Genomic DNA, 14,191 nt, shown 5'->3' with positions numbered 1-14,191 from the left:
GCGCAGCGGGCTCATGCGAGTTCGGGGTGCGGGTCCGCGGGCCGGGACTCCGGCTGCGGGACGGGCACGAATTTCGGGTCCCACAGCTTCGTGGTGCGCACGTACAGGTGGATCACGGTGGCCATCGCCAGCAGGAGCAGCGGCCCGAACAGCCACGGATACGCGGCGATGGAGCGCGGCGCGAAGCGGTACGACACGAGGAGCACGGTGAAGACGACGGATCCGTAGCTCACCAGCACGGTGGCCGAGCGGTCCCAGCCGCGTGCCACGGCGCGCATCGTGGCTTCGACGGTGAGCGCGAACACCACGCCGGCGATGAGGTCGGCGCCGTAGTGGTAGCCGAAGCCGAGCGTCGCGGTGAGGGTCGCGACCAGCCAGAACGTTCCCGCGTACCGCATGACGCGGGAGCCCTGGCGGGTGTGGATGAACAGTGAGGTGGCCCAGGCCGTGTGCAGGCTCGGCATGCAGTTGCGCGGCGTGATCTGGTCGAACGGGACCGCGTGCGTGGCGATCGGCGGCAGCACGTCGGGCCAGATGTTCGCCACCGCCCAACTCCCGCCGTCGGGCCCGTAGGCGTACAGCGGTCCGACGACCGGGAAGATCATGTAGACCGCCGGGCCGATCAGGCCGATGGCCAGGAAGGTGCGCACGAGGTGGTGGGCGGGGAAGTGCCGCTCGGTCCCCACATGGCGCAGCTGGTACAGGCCGACCAGCGCGGCGGCCAGCGGGAGTTGACCGTAGACGACGCCGAGGACATGACCGCTGAGCGGCCCGGTGGCCTCCATGAACCGGCCGACCAGCCACGACGGGTTGCCGAGCGCGTGGTCGACGGTGGCCACATAGGGATCGAGCACCGTGGGGCGGGTCTTCGACGTGATGAGCAGCCAGGTGTCACCCGTCTTGTGGCCGAACACCAGCAGCAGCCCGAGCCCGGAACCCTTGAGCAGGAGGGAGCGTTCGGCCCCGGTGCGGCGCGTGACGGCGAGGACCGCGCAGCCGAGAATCACCCACAGCGCGCCGTTGCCGAAGTTCATGTCGGCGCCGACCGCCCAGCGCACCAGCCAGAAGACGATGTCGATGCCGACCGCCACGCCCGCGGCGATGAACCGCTGCCGCCAGGTGACCACCACCATCGTCAGCGCGAGCCCCGCGTACAGCAGGGGCCCGGAGTGCGGTGCGAAGATCACCTCGCGCGCTTCGACGGTGAGCGGTCCCGCTTCGCCGTAGCGGCGCGCCGCGCATTCCAGCACGACGAAGAATCCGAGGGTCACGAGCCCCGCCGCGGCCCACAGGCCACGCCGGCCGGGCGTAGGTATTCGTGGTGGTGTGCTTCTCAATTGCCTGACTTATCGAGGTAAGTGTCCGGAAAAGGACAGGTGTCGCGCTGCTTGGGTGAACTTCCAGTGAGAAGTGGTGATCGCGGTGATCGTTCCGGGCTCGAACATGCTAACGGGGCCCGCTCGCGCCAGGTAGGGGCAGGTCGGAAGGGGTGCACCGGCGTCCGCTCCAGCGTGTCTGATATCTGCCTTTTGCCGTTTGTGGCAGCGTGAGGTGATTCCCGCGCGATCGGCCGCGGATGCTCATTGCGGCGAAGGAGGAATTCCCTGGTGCGCACATGGTCGGGGGTGATGGTGGCGGTGCTGATGTGCGGAGGGCTCTGCGGCTGCGGAAGCGTGGATTCCCGCGAGGAGTCGGCGGCCGCCGCCGCGGCGCGGTTCGAGGCGAGTCTGGTGGCCGAGCGGCCCGTCGAGGGGTGCGCCGCGCTGGCGCCGGGCACCCGGGACGAGCTGGAGCAGTCGGCCGAGATGCCGTGCGTACGCGCCCTGCCCGAGGAGCGGTTGCCGGTCGCGGGCGCGGTCAGGACGGTCGACGTGTACGGCCACCAGGCGCGCGTCGTGGCCGCCCGCGACACGCTGTTCCTCTCGTCGTTCCCCGGCGGCTGGAAGGTCGTCGCCGCCGGGTGCACGCCACGGCCCCGGCAGCCCTACCAGTGTCTGATCAAGGGCGGTTGAGCCGATGCGGACCTTGTTCACGCTCTATCTGCTGATCGTGGTGGTGGGGCTCGCCTACTTCATGGCATTGGGGCTGATGCAGCGGTGAGCGGAGTGCGGCGCTTTCTGCGTCACAACGGACTGACCCTGGCGTTCGGCGCGGGGTTCCTCATCAGCCTCGCGGGCCAGGCGATCGCCGGACACGCGGACTTCAACAACCAGCTCCGCACCGAGGACCTGGCCCCGCTGAGCTTCGGGAGCTACCTGCTCACGTCCGACTTCGCCGTCGACGTGACCGAGAACTGGCAGTCCGAGTACCTGCAGTTCTTCCTCTACATCTTCGGCACGGTCTGGTTGCTCCAGCGCGGTTCCCCCGAGTCGAAGGGGCTCGACAAGGCGGGCCCCGAATCGGACGAGGATCAGAAGGTCGGTGCGCACGCCCGGCCCGACTCGCCGGGCTGGGCGTCCGCCGGCGGCCTGCGCCAGGCCTGGTACTCGCGCTCCCTGGGCACCTTGATGTGCACCGTGTTCCTGCTGTCCTGGCTGGGGCAGTCCGTGACCGGCGTGGCGGCGTACAACGAGGAGCACCTGCGTCAACTCCAGGCGCCGATCAGCTGGTTCGCGTACCTGGGCGCCGCCGACTTCTGGAGCCGCACGCTGCAGAACTGGCAGTCCGAACTGCTCGCCGTGGGCTCCATGGCGATCTTCTCCGTGTATCTGCGCCAGCGGGGCTCCCCGGAGTCGAAGCCGGTCGGGGCCGCCCACGACGCGACCGGCGTCGAGGGCGGCTGAGAGCCCCGGACCGGCGCTCAGTCGCGCAGCCGCCCAGGCCACCAGACGCGGGCGCCGATGTCGCGGACGAGCGCCGGAACCAGCAGGGAGCGCACCACGATCGTGTCCAGCAGGACGCCGAAGGCCACGATGAAGGCGATCTGCGCGAGGAACGCCAGCGGGATGACCAGCAGCGCGGCGAACGTCGCGGCCAGCACGACGCCCGCCGACGTGATGACGCCGCCGGTCGCGACGAGCCCGCGCAGCATGCCCTCGCGGGTGCCGTGGAGCAGCGACTCCTCCCGTACGCGCGACATCAGGAAGATGTTGTAGTCGACGCCCAGCGCCACGAGGAACACGAAACCGTACAGCGGCACCGAGGCGTCCGTGCCGGAGAAGCCGAGGACGTGCGTGAAGACCAGGCTCGAAATGCCCAGCGTGGCCAGGTAGTTGAGGGCGACCGTCGCCACCAGGAGGACGGGCAGCAGGAGCGAGCGCAGCAGCGCGATCAGGATCACGAGGATGATGGCCAGCACGACCGGCACGATCACGTCGCGGTCGTGCTCGGCGGTGCGCTGGGTGTCGTACTGCTGCGCGGTGTAGCCGCCGACGAGAGCGCCCGGGTCGACCGCGTGCACCCGCTCCCGCAGCGCGCGCACCGCCTCCTTCGCCGCGTCGGTGTCGGGGGCCGCCGTGAGCGTGGCGTCGACCCGGACCCGCCCGTCGACCACGCGCGGCTGTGCCCCAGGACGCCCCTCGGCGGTGACGGCGGCGGCGTCGGTCACGCCGGGCGTCTTCGAAGCCGCCCGCTCCACCCGCTGCCGCGCGTCGTCGTCGGCGATGATCACGACGGGCTGACCCGAACCGCCCGGGAAGTGCCGGCCGAGCGTGCGCTGCGCCGCGACCGAGGGCGCGTCGTTCACGAAGACCTCGTCGAGCGGAACGCCCTTGGACTGCAAGGCCGGCGCGAACGCAGCGCCGGCCAGGAGCAGCACCACCGTGGCGGCCCACAGCCGGCGCGGGACGCTGTCCACCCGGTGCGCCACGCGGCGCCAGATGCCGTGACCGCCGCCCTCCGCGTCGGCCGCCTTCGGCTTCGCGGGCCAGAACGCGGCCTTCCCCGTCAGGGCGAGCACGGCGGGCAGGAAGGTGAGCGCGGACAGGGCCGCGCAGACGATGCCGATCGCACCCACGGGGCCCAGCGCCCGGTTGTTGGTGAGGTCGCTCAGCAGGAGCGCGAGCAGGCCGAGCGCGACCGTCGCCGCGCTGGCCGTGATCGCGCCCAGCGACCTGCGGGTCGCCGTGAGAGCGGCGGCCACCCGGCTCTCGCGGCCCGCCACCTCCTCGCGGAAACGGGCCGTCAGGAGCAGCGCGTAGTCGGTGGCCGCTCCGATGACGAGGATCGACAGGATGCCCTGGACCTGGCCGTCGACGCGGACGACGTCGTGGTCCGCGAGGACGTAGACGATCGCGGAGGCCACCGCCAGGGCGAAGACCGCGCTGACGATGATGACGAAAGGCAGCAGCACGCTGCGGTAGACGAGCAGCAGAATGAGCAGTACCGCCGCGAGCGCGACGCCGAGCAGGACTCCGTCGATCCCGGCGAAGGCGTCCCCGAGGTCGGCCTGTGTCGCCGCCGGCCCGGCGAGCTGAGCGGTCGTGCCGTCGACCGTGCGCGCCTGTGCCGTGATCCGGTCGAGGACGTCCCCCAGCTCGTCGCCGAGGTCGGGCCGCAGCGGGACCACGCCCTCCAAAGCCTTGCCGTCCTCGGACCGCAGCGCCGGCGACGGACTGCCGTCGACGGCGTCGATCTCCTTGACGGCGGCGAGCGCGCGCTGGGCCTGTGCGCGCTGCGCGGCGGTGATGTCCGCTCCGTTCTCCGCCGTCCAGACCACGATGACCGGCAGGGTCTCCTGCTGCCGGAAGGCCTTCTGTGCCGCGAGGACCTTTGTCGACTCGGCGCTCTGCGGCAGGAAGGCGGCCTGGTCGTTGGTCGACACCTCCCCGAGCTTGCCCGCGTAGGGGCCGAACAGGCCCGCGAGCGCGAGCCAGACGATGACGAGGACGGCGGGCACCAGAAGGCGCACCGGGCGACGGACAGCGTGCATGTTCTCCCCGGACAGCAGGCGAGCGGGCGGCGTCGGGCCAAGGTATCTCAATGGTGAAGTATCTCAAACATTGAGAGATCTTATGCTGGTCGCATGCGCGAGGGGAGCTCGGACGAGCCACGTGAGACAAGCACCGATCTACAGGCTTTCGCCGTCCGGCTGCGGCGTCTGAACGGCGAGTTCAACCGGCTCGCCCACGCCTTCGCGCAGACGCACGGGCTCCACCCCACCGACATCCACGCACTCGGCGCGATCCTCGACGCCGAGCGCGGCGATCCGCTGACGCCGTCCCGGCTCAGGGAGCGGCTCGACCTCACGTCCGGCGCCGTGACGGCCTGCCTCGACCGGCTGGAGCGCGCCGGGCACATCGCGCGCGTGCGCGACCAGTCGGACCGCCGGGTCGTGCACCTGCACTACCAGCCGGCCGCGCGTGACCTGGCCCGCCGCTCCTTCGCCCCGCTGGCGCGCGGCACCGACGTGGCGCGGCAGCAGTTCAGCGATGAGCAACTGGCCACCGTCGCCCGCTTCCTCGACACGCTCAACGAACAGCTCGAGGACGAGCGCTGAGCTGTCCGCGGCCGCTCAGGCGAAGGCGTCCCGCAGGGCAGGGAGCAGCTTCTTCTCCGACCACGCGAGGAACGGCTCCTGCTGGTCGCCGCCGATCTGGACGAGCGCGACCTCGGTGAACCCGGCGTCGGCGAAGGGCCGTACCGCCTCCACGAACGCGTCGACGTCGTCGCCGCAGGGAATCGACCCGGCGACGTCGTCGGGCCGGACGAACTGGGTCGCGCCCGCGAACGAATCGGGGTGCGGCAGCTCGGCGTTGACCTTCCAGCCGCCCGCGAACCAGCGGAACTGGTCGTGCGCGCGGGCGACGGCGGCGTCGCGGTCGGTGTCGTAGCAGACGGGCAGCTGCCCCACGCGCGGCTTGCCCGTGCCGCCGTGCCGGTCGAAGGCCGACAGCAGCTCGGGCTTGGGCTCGGTGGCGATGAGCAGGTCGGCCTGGCGTCCGGCCAGGGCGCAGGACTGCTCGCCGGACACGGCGATGCCGATCGGCGGGGGAGCGTCCGGCAGGTCCCACAGACGGGCCGAGTCGACGTCGTAGTGCTTGCCGTGGTGGGTGACGTGGCCGCCCTCGAACAGGGCACGGATGATCGTGACGGCCTCCTCGAACATCTCGTGCCGCACGTCCACGGCCGGCCAGCCGCGGCCCACCACGTGCTCGTTGAGGTTCTCGCCGGAGCCGAGGCCGAGGCGGAACCGCCCCTCGGAGAGCAGTTGGAGCGTCGCGGCCTTCTGCGCGACCACGGCCGGGTGGTAGCGGAAGGTCGGGCAGGTCACGTACGTCATCAGCGGCAGCCGCGACGTCGCCTGCGCGACCGCGCCGAGGAGGCTCCAGGCGTACGGGGAGTGACCCTGGGAACGCAGCCAGGGGAAGTAGTGATCACTGGTCACCGAGAAGTCGAAGCCGCTCTCCTCGGCGCCGACCGCGTGCCGCACGAGCTCGCGCGGACCGGCCTGCTCGGTCATCAACGTGTATCCGATCTGCACCATGACCACCGCGTCCCCATTTCTTCGCAGATGTAACGCTTTGTTCCTCGGTGGGCGCGAGTGAAAACCGGTCGACGTCCCGGCGCCGTACCGCCTAGCGTGCCCAGCCGGTACACACACGGGGGTGGGGAACATGGGTGCGCGCAGCTATCTCATCGGGGGCGGTTGGCGCTCCACGGACGTCTTCGCGGGCTTTCTGCGGGATGCCGGGACGCGGCCGCGGATCGGCTGCGTCGTCCTGGACGAGGGCGACGGCGGCGTCGACCAGGAGTTCGCGCGGTATGCGCGGCGCCTGACCGGGACGGCGGCCTGCGAGCCGGTCGCGCTGCCGGTGCCGATCGGCTCCCGCTTCGACCCGTCGGTCCTGGACACCGTGGACGCCGTCCTCGTGTGCGGCGGCCTGACCCCGGCCTACCAGGAGGCGCTCGCCCCCTGCGCCGAGGAGCTGCTCGCCGTTCTGGCGCGCAGGGATCTGCCGTACGCCGGCTTCTCCGCCGGAGCGGCGCTCGCCGCGCGGACGGCGCTCGTCGGCGGCTGGCTCGACCGGGACGTCCCGGTGTGCCCGCCGGACAGCGCGGAGGACCTGGACGACGTGACGGTCGCGCCCGGTCTCGGACTCGTGCCCTTCACCGTGGACGTGCACGCGGCGCAGTGGGGCACGCTGCCCCGCCTGATCGCGGCGGTCGCCCGCGGCGACGTGACGGACGGCGTCGCCCTCGACGAGGACACCGTCCTCACCATCGAGCCGGGGGAGAAGCCACAGGTCGGCGGTCTTGGACGTGCGCATGTCGTGCGCCGCGGCGACGATGGAGTGGTCGTGCGCTCCTACCGTGCCGGCGAGGTTCTCCCCGTCGGCGGCTAGGCGGCGGCACGACGGACCGCACCGTCGGCCGGAAGGACAGACGCTCATGAGCCCCTCCTTCGTACGCGCGGACACGCTCGCCGCGAGCAGCGGCACGGCGATGTTCTTCACCGTCATCGGCGTGCTGATCGTCATCGCGCTCCTCGCCCTGTTGTGGAGCAGCAGGCGACGGCTCGCCCGGCGCCCGAACCCGCCGCAGACACCGCAGCCCCGCGCCGACTCGTGGGAAGAGCCGGACGACACCGACCACGGCACCCGGTGAGCGGGCGATGGAGCCCGCGCGGGCCCTGGAACGGATCGCGTTCCTGCTGGAACGAGGCCGCGCCCCGACCTACCGCGTCCGCGCCTTCCGTACCGCCGCGGCCGTCGTCGACGCGCTGAGCGACGCCGAACTCGCGGACCGCGTCGCCCACGACTCCCTGGAGGCGCTCAAGGGCATCGGCCCGAAGACCGCCGGCGTGATCCGCGAGGCGTACGCGGGTGACGTGCCCGCCTACCTCGAACGCCTGGAGGAGGAGGCGCGGACGCCGCTCGTCGAAGGGGAGGCGGGTTCGGCGCTTCGGGCCCTGCTGCGCGGCGACTGCCATCTGCACTCCGACTGGTCCGACGGCGGCAGCCCCATCGAGGAGATGGGCCGCGCCGCCCAGGAGATCGGACACGAGTGGGCCGTCCTGACCGACCACTCCCCGCGGCTGACGATCGCCCGCGGCCTCTCCCCGGAGCGGCTGCGCGAGCAGCTCGAGATCGTGGACGCGCTGAACGCGACCTGGGCCCCGTTCCGGCTGCTCACCGGCATCGAGTGCGACATCCTCGACGACGGCTCCCTCGACCAGGAACCCGAACTGCTCGACCGGCTCGACGTCGTGGTCGTGTCCGTGCACTCCAAGCTCCGGATGGACGCCGCCGCGATGACCCGGCGGATGATCGCCGCCGTCAGCAACCCCCGTGCGGACGTCCTCGGGCACTGCACCGGGCGGCTCGTCACCGGACGCGGCAGGCCCGAGTCGCAGTTCGACGCCGACGCCGTGTTCGAGGCATGCGCCGCCGCGGGCACCGCGGTCGAGATCAACAGCAGGCCCGAACGCCTCGACCCGCCCCGCAGACTGCTGCGCAGGGCCGTCGCGGCGGGCACCCTGTTCTCCGTCGACACCGACGCGCACGCGCCGGGCCAGCTCGACTGGCAGATCATCGGCTGCGCGCGGGCCGAGGAGTGCCACGTCCCCGCCGACGACGTGGTGACGACCTGGCCCGTGGACCGGCTCCTGGAATGGACTCGGGCGAAGCGCGCGGGAGCGGTCACCCGAAGGTGACCCGCGCGGCCACCGGCAGATGGTCGCTGCCGGTGGCGGCCAGCGCCCGGATCCGGCCGACCGTCGCCGAACGCGCCATGACCTGGTCGATCCGTGCCAGCGGGAACCCCTCGGGGTAGCTGAGGGCGAAGCCACGGTGGGAGACGTTCAGCCGCGACGTGAGCGGACCGAGTCCGCGGTCGTCGACCGTGCCGTTGAGATCGCCGAGCAGCACCACCGTGCCGACCGGCTCCCGCGCGATCGCCGACCCGAGCAGGCCGGCGCTCTCGTCCCGCAGAGCCGATGCGAACCCGGTCGCCGTGACCCGGACCGACGGCAGATGCGCGACGTAGACCGCGACGTCCCGGCGCGGTGCGTGGACCACGGCGCGCAGACCGCGACTCCAGCCCTCGTCGACCGACCGCGGCCTGATGTCGACGACCCGGTTCCCGCTCAGCGGGTACGCCGACCAGAGGCCGACCGTGCCGTGGACCGCGTGGTACGGGTAGTCGGCGGCCAGCGCCCTGCGGTACGCCGGAAGGTCCCGGGGCAACAGCTCCTCCAGCGCGATGAGTTCGGGGCCGGCGGCGGCCAGCGTGCGCGCGGTGCCCGCCGGGTCCGCGTTCTCGTCGCTCACGTTGTGCTGCACGACCTCCAGCCCCGGCCGGCCGGAGTCCGCGCCGGGCAGGAGCAGAGGGCCGAACTGGTACGCCCATGCCGCAACCGGCACCACCAGCGCCAGCAGCGCGGTCGCCGACCGGCGCAGCAGCGCGCACACCGCGAGCGGCAGCACCACCAGGCCGAGCCACGGCAGGAAGGCCTCCAGCAGACTCCCCAGGCGGCCCACGCCGTTGGGCACCACCTTCGGGAACGCGAGCAGCACTCCCGTGACGAGCGCCAGGACGGCGGGAACCCGGCCGCGCACCCACATCGAGGGGCCCGGACCGCGCCCGCCTTCGTCCGTCGTCATGTCAGCCAGGACGACCGGGCGCGACGATCAGTTGCCGGCGTACGACGGCGCATGACATAGATCACGAAACCGGTGGCCGGATCCTGGAATGCGGGGAGGAACGAGGAGGCTGGAGTCGTAGTCCGCCCGTCCCCTCGCGGGCCTGCTGTCTTCGAAAGGTCCTTCTCCACCATGCCGCTGGCTCTGCTGGCCCTGGCTGTCGTCGCGTTCGGCATCGGCACCACCGAGTTCGCCACGATGGGGCTGCTGCCCCAGATCGCTGACGGGATCGACGTGTCCGTGCCCCATGCGGGCAACCTCGTCTCGGCGTACGCACTCGGTGTCGTCGTCGGCGCCCCCGTGCTCACCGGCATCGGTGCGCGGATCCCGCACAAGCGGCTGCTGCTGCTCCTGTCCGCGCTGTTCGTCGTCGGCAACACCGCCTCCGCGCTCGCCCCCGACTTCGGCACGCTCTTCGCCGCCCGCTTCATCGCGGGCCTGCCGCACGGCGCGCTGTTCGGCGTCGGCGCCGTCGTCGCCTCCCGGCTCGTCGCCCCCGAACGGGCGGCGCGCGCCGTGTCGAAGATGTTCCTCGGCCTCACCGTCGCGAACATCGTCGGCGTCCCCCTCGGCACCGCCCTGGGCCAGCACCTCGGATGGCGTTCCGCCTATTACGCCGTCGCCGTCATCGGGCTTGTCGCCCTGGCCGCGATCGCCGCGTTCGTCCCCCACCAGCCGCGCGGCGCGCAGTCCGGGATCCGGCACGAACTGCGGGCCATGGGCAACAAGCAGGTCGTCCTGGGCCTCGCCACCGCCGTCGTCGGCTTCGGCGGATTCTTCGCCGTCTACAGCTACCTGGTGCCGATGCTCACGCACCTGACCGGCATCTCGGACTCGTCGACCACCCTGGTCCTCGCGCTGTACGGCGTCGGCATGACGGCCGGCACCCTGCTCGCCGGACCGCTCACCGACCGCGCCCTGCGCCCCACGCTGTACGGCGGACTCGTCCTGCTCGCCGCCGCGCTGGTGACGTTCTACTTCACCGTGCACAGCACCGTGCCCGCCCTGCTGACGATCACCTTCATCGGCGCCATGGGCTCGCTCATCACCACCCCCGTCCAGATGCTCCTGATGGCCAAGGCGAAGAACGCCCCCACCATGGCCGCCGCCTCCAACCACTCGGCTTTCAACCTGGCCAACGCGGGCGGCGCCTGGCTGGGCGGCCTCGTCATCACCGCCGGGTGGGGCTGGGCCGCACCCAACCTCGCCGGCGCCGCGCTCGCCGTGGCCGGTCTCGTCCTCGCCGTGATCAGCGGCCGCATCGACCGCGGCGGCGCCCCCTCCGCACCGGCGGCCCAGGGATCAACTCCGGCCCTCGACAAGCGTGTTGAGAGTGTGACAAAGGGGTGAGGGTACCCGGGTGACTCGGTGTCCGTCGCGATCGGCCGCGACGGACCACGGGTGCCCGGGGAGGGCGGACATGGAGCGCGTGAAGATCTTCCTGGCCAAACATCTGTGGGCGCAGACCGCCCTGTCGGTGCTCGCCGCCGCGGTGCTGATCCAATTCCTCTACCCCGGGCGCTCCTTCGCCGCCATCCTGGCCCGCACCGCGGTCATCTCCCTCGGCGGAATCGGCGTCACGCTGGCGGTACGCCGCAAAGAGAAGCGGGCCGCCGGCAGCACGAACGGCCTGGTCTCGCTCGACCGCAGGCTGCGCAGCGGTGACGTACCCACCGACCCCGAGGAGCGGCGGGCCATGCGCGACCTGGTGGACCAGCGCCTGCGGCGCACGCATCACCGGGTGGCCGCGCTCGTCTTCCTGGCGGTCCTGTTCGTGACCATCACCGTGTTGACCGCCTTCACCGCGGGCCCGCGCCAGACCATCGGCTTCTCCGTCCTCACCGTCGTGTTCCTCGGCTGGATGGTCCACGTCAGCAACCTCACGAACCGGCGCCTGCACGCCATGGACGACGCCCTGCGCTCCGTTCCGCGCGACGCCCGGGAACCTTCCGACGGTCACTCGCTGTTCAACCAGTGGTGATGGGCTGCTCATCGCGGGACAGTGCCGTACAGTCGCCCGCCAACCGCAGCGTCAAACCGTAAGAGAGCAACGGGGGTTGGGTCATGGCCGACAAGCAGGGCTCGTGGTGGGAGAAGGCGGCGTGCCGCACGGCGGACCCGGAGGAGCTGTTCGTCGAGGGGGCCGCGCAGTCCGGCGCGAAGCGGATCTGCGCGGCGTGCGTGGTCAGGACCGAGTGCCTGGCCCACGCCCTGGACGAGCGCATCGAGCACGGCGTCTGGGGCGGCATGACGGAGCGCGAGCGGCGGGCGCTGCTGCGCCGCCGGCCCACCGTCACCTCCTGGCGCGCCCTCCTGGAGACGGCGCGCGCCGACCACGAGCAGTCCCGCACGGAGCGGCAGGAAGCCCGGGCTTCCTGAAGCGCCCGTCATGGCAGCGCATCCGGAACACCGGCCCGGCGAACGCTTCTCCGTGACGCTCGCCCCGCCGGCCGTCGTCGCCGTGAACGAACTGGCCGAGACGGGACGCGCCGGCAAGGCCGACGTGATCCACCGGGCCGTCCTGCTGCTCGGCTTCGTCGAGCGCGAGCGCGCCAAGGGGCACGAACTGATGATCCTTACCCCCGACGGCGAGCTGGAGCGCATCCACATCCTCTGAGCCGGCCCGCGCCGTTCACCCCACGAGGTCCGGGGAGCGCAGCATCTCCGTGGGGATGCCCCACGCGTCGACCAGGTCGCCGGCGATCGGCCGGACGCGGCGGCAGAGCTCGTTCACCTCTCGGGTGATCGCCTTCGAGCGCTGGACGGTCAGCCGGCCATGCTCCATGAACCAGGCCCGGTCGGCCTCGATCGACGACAGGGCGAACAGGTCGCACAGCAGCTCAAGCGCCACCTTGTTGTCGCCATCGGGCACTGCGCGCAGCTTCTCGACGAACGCCTCGAGCACCAGCCGCTCGACGTGCGCGCGGGCCACCGCGATCACATGGTCCTGCACCCGCGAGAAGACGGCGCCGGGGCTGCCGCCGCGCTCGACCCCGCGCTTGAGGCGCCGGGCCACCCCCGCCACCAGGTGCTCCTCACGAAAACGCAGCATGGCCAGGTGGTACTCGGAGTCGAGCAGCCCCGCCTCCCGGTCCCACTCGTCGCCGCCCGGCAGCAGGTCCCGTACGCGCTCCAGGAGCTTGTGCGCCGACGTCCTCTCGATGACGGTCTCGACGGCCAGGGACGTGACGAAGCGGGCCGTGCCGAGCTGGTCGAGGTCCTCGAAGTCGCTGGCGTAGCCGGTGAGTAGGCCCTTGGCGACGAGCTGGAGCAGGACGTGGTTGTCGCCCTCGAATGTCGTGAAGATGTCGCTGTCGGCCTTGAGCGCGGCGAACCGGTTCTCGGCGAGATACCCGGCGCCGCCGCACGCCTCACGGCACTCCTGGATCACGCGCGTGGCGTGCCAGGTGCCGAGCGCCTTCGTCCCTGCGGCCCGCGACTCCAGCTCGCGGCGCGTCTGTTCGTCGTCCTCGATGCCGGAGAGCACCTTGTGCAGATCCGTGCGGACGACGTCCTGCGCGAAGTGCAGCGCGTAGGTCCGCGCGAGCAGCGGAAGCAGCCGGCGCTGGTGCATGCCGTAGTCGAGGAGCAGCTGCTCCTCGCCGTCGGTGGCCGTCTCGAACTGGCGCCGCCGCAGGGCGTACTTGACGGCGATGGCGAGGGCCACCTTGGATGCGTTGATCGCGCCGCCGCCGACGCTCACCCGCCCCTGGACCAGCGTGCCGAGCATGGTGAAGAAGCGGCGGCCGGGGTTCTCGATCGGACTCTCGTACGTCCCGTCCGGCGTGACGTCGGCGAACCGGTTGAGCAGCGCCTCGCGCGGCACCCGCACGCCGTCGAACCAGAGGCGGCCGTTGTCCACGCCGTTGAGCCCCATCTTGCGGCCGTCGTCCGCGATACGGACGCCGGGCGCAGGCGCGCCGTCCACCCGGATCGGCACGACGAAGGCGTGCACCCCCTCGGAGCGGCCGCCGACCTCCAACTGGGCGAAGACAACGGCCAGTTCGGCGTGGCGGGCGGCATTGCCGATGTAGTCCTTGCGGGCCGCGTCGCCGTGCGTCGTGAGGACGAACTCCTGCGTGGCGGTGTCGTACGTCGCCACTGTGCCGAGCGCCTGCACGTTGGAGCCGTGTCCCGTCTCGGTCATCGCGAAGCAGCCCATCAGCCGCCCGGTGATCAGGTCCGGCAGGTAGGCCGCGTGATGGCGCTCGGTGCCGAGCTGAAGGATGGCCCCGCCGAAAAGACCGAACTGCACGCCGACCTTCACCAGGACCGACAGATCACCGAACGCGAGCGTCTCGAACGCGGCGATGGACGCGCCGATGTCGCCCCCGCCGCCGTACTCCTCGGGGAAGCCCATCCCGGTCTGGCCGGTCGCCGCCAGCTCGACGACGAGCTCGCGCACCCGCTCGCGGAACGTGTCGATGCCGAGCTCTTCGGCCTCCTCGAGAACGGAGGCGTGCGCCACCAGGTTCGTGCGCACGAGATCGCGGATCGCCGCGTACTCACCGTCGAGAACGGTCCGCAGTGCGTCGACGTCGACGGCGGGCCGCTCGCGGCCGCCCCGGGGTGTGGAGGTGTCGTTGACCATGGTGGCCAGCTACCCCGTC

15 protein-coding genes are annotated in these 14,191 nt (G+C 71.7%); 10 read left to right on the top strand and 5 right to left on the bottom strand.

Features of this window, described 5'->3' with window-relative positions:
* Window positions 1-11: 11 nt before the first annotated feature.
* Window positions 12-1,292 (bottom strand): DUF5933 domain-containing protein, encoded by a 1,281-nt coding sequence (locus AB0L37_RS04475; protein ID WP_365500572.1) that lies wholly within the window; start codon window positions 1,290-1,292, stop codon window positions 12-14.
* Window positions 1,293-1,607: 315 nt separating this feature from the next.
* On the opposite strand from AB0L37_RS04475, the gene AB0L37_RS04470 reads away from it, so the two are divergent.
* Window positions 1,608-2,012: a hypothetical protein gene (locus AB0L37_RS04470; protein WP_365499945.1), complete on the top strand. Its 405-nt coding sequence runs from the start codon at window positions 1,608-1,610 to the stop codon at window positions 2,010-2,012.
* A gap of 84 nt (window positions 2,013-2,096) precedes the next feature.
* A complete protein-coding gene (locus AB0L37_RS04465; protein ID WP_365499942.1) occupies window positions 2,097-2,783 on the top strand; it encodes a DUF6766 family protein in 687 nt (228 codons plus the stop codon).
* A gap of 17 nt (window positions 2,784-2,800) precedes the next feature.
* Here AB0L37_RS04465 and AB0L37_RS04460 read toward each other — a convergent pair whose 3' ends face one another.
* On the bottom strand, window positions 2,801-4,870 hold the full coding sequence (locus AB0L37_RS04460) for an efflux RND transporter permease subunit (RefSeq protein WP_365499939.1): 2,070 nt from the start codon (window positions 4,868-4,870) through the stop codon (window positions 2,801-2,803).
* Window positions 4,871-4,963: 93 nt separating this feature from the next.
* Between AB0L37_RS04460 and AB0L37_RS04455 the strand changes: the two genes are divergently transcribed.
* Window positions 4,964-5,437, top strand: coding sequence for a MarR family transcriptional regulator (locus tag AB0L37_RS04455; protein WP_365499936.1), 474 nt, complete (start codon window positions 4,964-4,966; stop codon window positions 5,435-5,437).
* A gap of 15 nt (window positions 5,438-5,452) precedes the next feature.
* Here the strand turns inward: AB0L37_RS04455 and AB0L37_RS04450 are convergent, their stop codons facing one another.
* A complete protein-coding gene (locus AB0L37_RS04450; protein WP_365499933.1) occupies window positions 5,453-6,424 on the bottom strand; it encodes an LLM class F420-dependent oxidoreductase in 972 nt (323 codons plus the stop codon).
* A gap of 130 nt (window positions 6,425-6,554) precedes the next feature.
* Between AB0L37_RS04450 and AB0L37_RS04445 the strand changes: the two genes are divergently transcribed.
* Genes AB0L37_RS04445 through AB0L37_RS04435 form a run of 3 tightly spaced genes read left to right on the top strand, consistent with a single transcriptional unit; the run spans window position 6,555 to window position 8,593 of the window.
* Entirely contained in the window at window positions 6,555-7,283 is a 729-nt protein-coding gene (locus AB0L37_RS04445) for a hypothetical protein (RefSeq protein ID WP_365499930.1), read from the top strand.
* Window positions 7,284-7,329: 46 nt separating this feature from the next.
* Window positions 7,330-7,545, top strand: a complete 216-nt coding sequence (locus AB0L37_RS04440) for a DUF6479 family protein (protein ID WP_365499927.1) — start codon at window positions 7,330-7,332, stop codon at window positions 7,543-7,545.
* A gap of 7 nt (window positions 7,546-7,552) precedes the next feature.
* A complete protein-coding gene (locus AB0L37_RS04435) occupies window positions 7,553-8,593 on the top strand; it encodes a PHP domain-containing protein (protein WP_365499924.1) in 1,041 nt (346 codons plus the stop codon).
* Here AB0L37_RS04435 and AB0L37_RS04430 read toward each other — a convergent pair.
* A complete protein-coding gene (locus AB0L37_RS04430) occupies window positions 8,580-9,542 on the bottom strand; it encodes an endonuclease/exonuclease/phosphatase family protein (RefSeq protein ID WP_365499921.1) in 963 nt (320 codons plus the stop codon). The two genes, AB0L37_RS04435 and AB0L37_RS04430, sit on opposite strands and share 14 nt — an antisense overlap.
* 171 nt (window positions 9,543-9,713) lie before the next feature.
* Here AB0L37_RS04430 and AB0L37_RS04425 point away from each other — a divergent pair, with 171 nt between their 5' ends.
* From AB0L37_RS04425 to AB0L37_RS04410, 4 genes are all read left to right on the top strand, one after another.
* On the top strand, window positions 9,714-10,931 hold the full coding sequence (locus AB0L37_RS04425) for an MFS transporter (RefSeq protein ID WP_365499918.1): 1,218 nt from the start codon (window positions 9,714-9,716) through the stop codon (window positions 10,929-10,931).
* Between the two features lie 70 nt (window positions 10,932-11,001).
* On the top strand, window positions 11,002-11,562 hold the full coding sequence (locus AB0L37_RS04420) for a hypothetical protein (protein WP_365499915.1): 561 nt from the start codon (window positions 11,002-11,004) through the stop codon (window positions 11,560-11,562).
* An 83-nt stretch (window positions 11,563-11,645) separates the two neighbouring features.
* On the top strand, window positions 11,646-11,960 hold the full coding sequence (locus tag AB0L37_RS04415; protein ID WP_365499912.1) for a WhiB family transcriptional regulator: 315 nt from the start codon (window positions 11,646-11,648) through the stop codon (window positions 11,958-11,960).
* 10 nt (window positions 11,961-11,970) lie between these two features.
* Window positions 11,971-12,198 (top strand): hypothetical protein, encoded by a 228-nt coding sequence (locus AB0L37_RS04410; RefSeq protein ID WP_365499909.1) that lies wholly within the window; start codon window positions 11,971-11,973, stop codon window positions 12,196-12,198.
* Between the two features lie 15 nt (window positions 12,199-12,213).
* On the opposite strand, the gene AB0L37_RS04405 is transcribed toward AB0L37_RS04410, so the two are convergent.
* The gene (locus tag AB0L37_RS04405) at window positions 12,214-14,172 is read right to left on the bottom strand and encodes an acyl-CoA dehydrogenase (RefSeq protein WP_365499906.1); all 1,959 of its coding nucleotides are present in this window, start codon (window positions 14,170-14,172) and stop codon (window positions 12,214-12,216) included.
* Window positions 14,173-14,191: the final 19 nt, after the last annotated feature.

Source organism: Streptomyces sp. NPDC052225 (assembly GCF_040679615.1).
Classification (GTDB): domain Bacteria; phylum Actinomycetota; class Actinomycetes; order Streptomycetales; family Streptomycetaceae; genus Streptomyces.
This window is presented reverse-complemented; position numbering and strand designations above follow the sequence as displayed.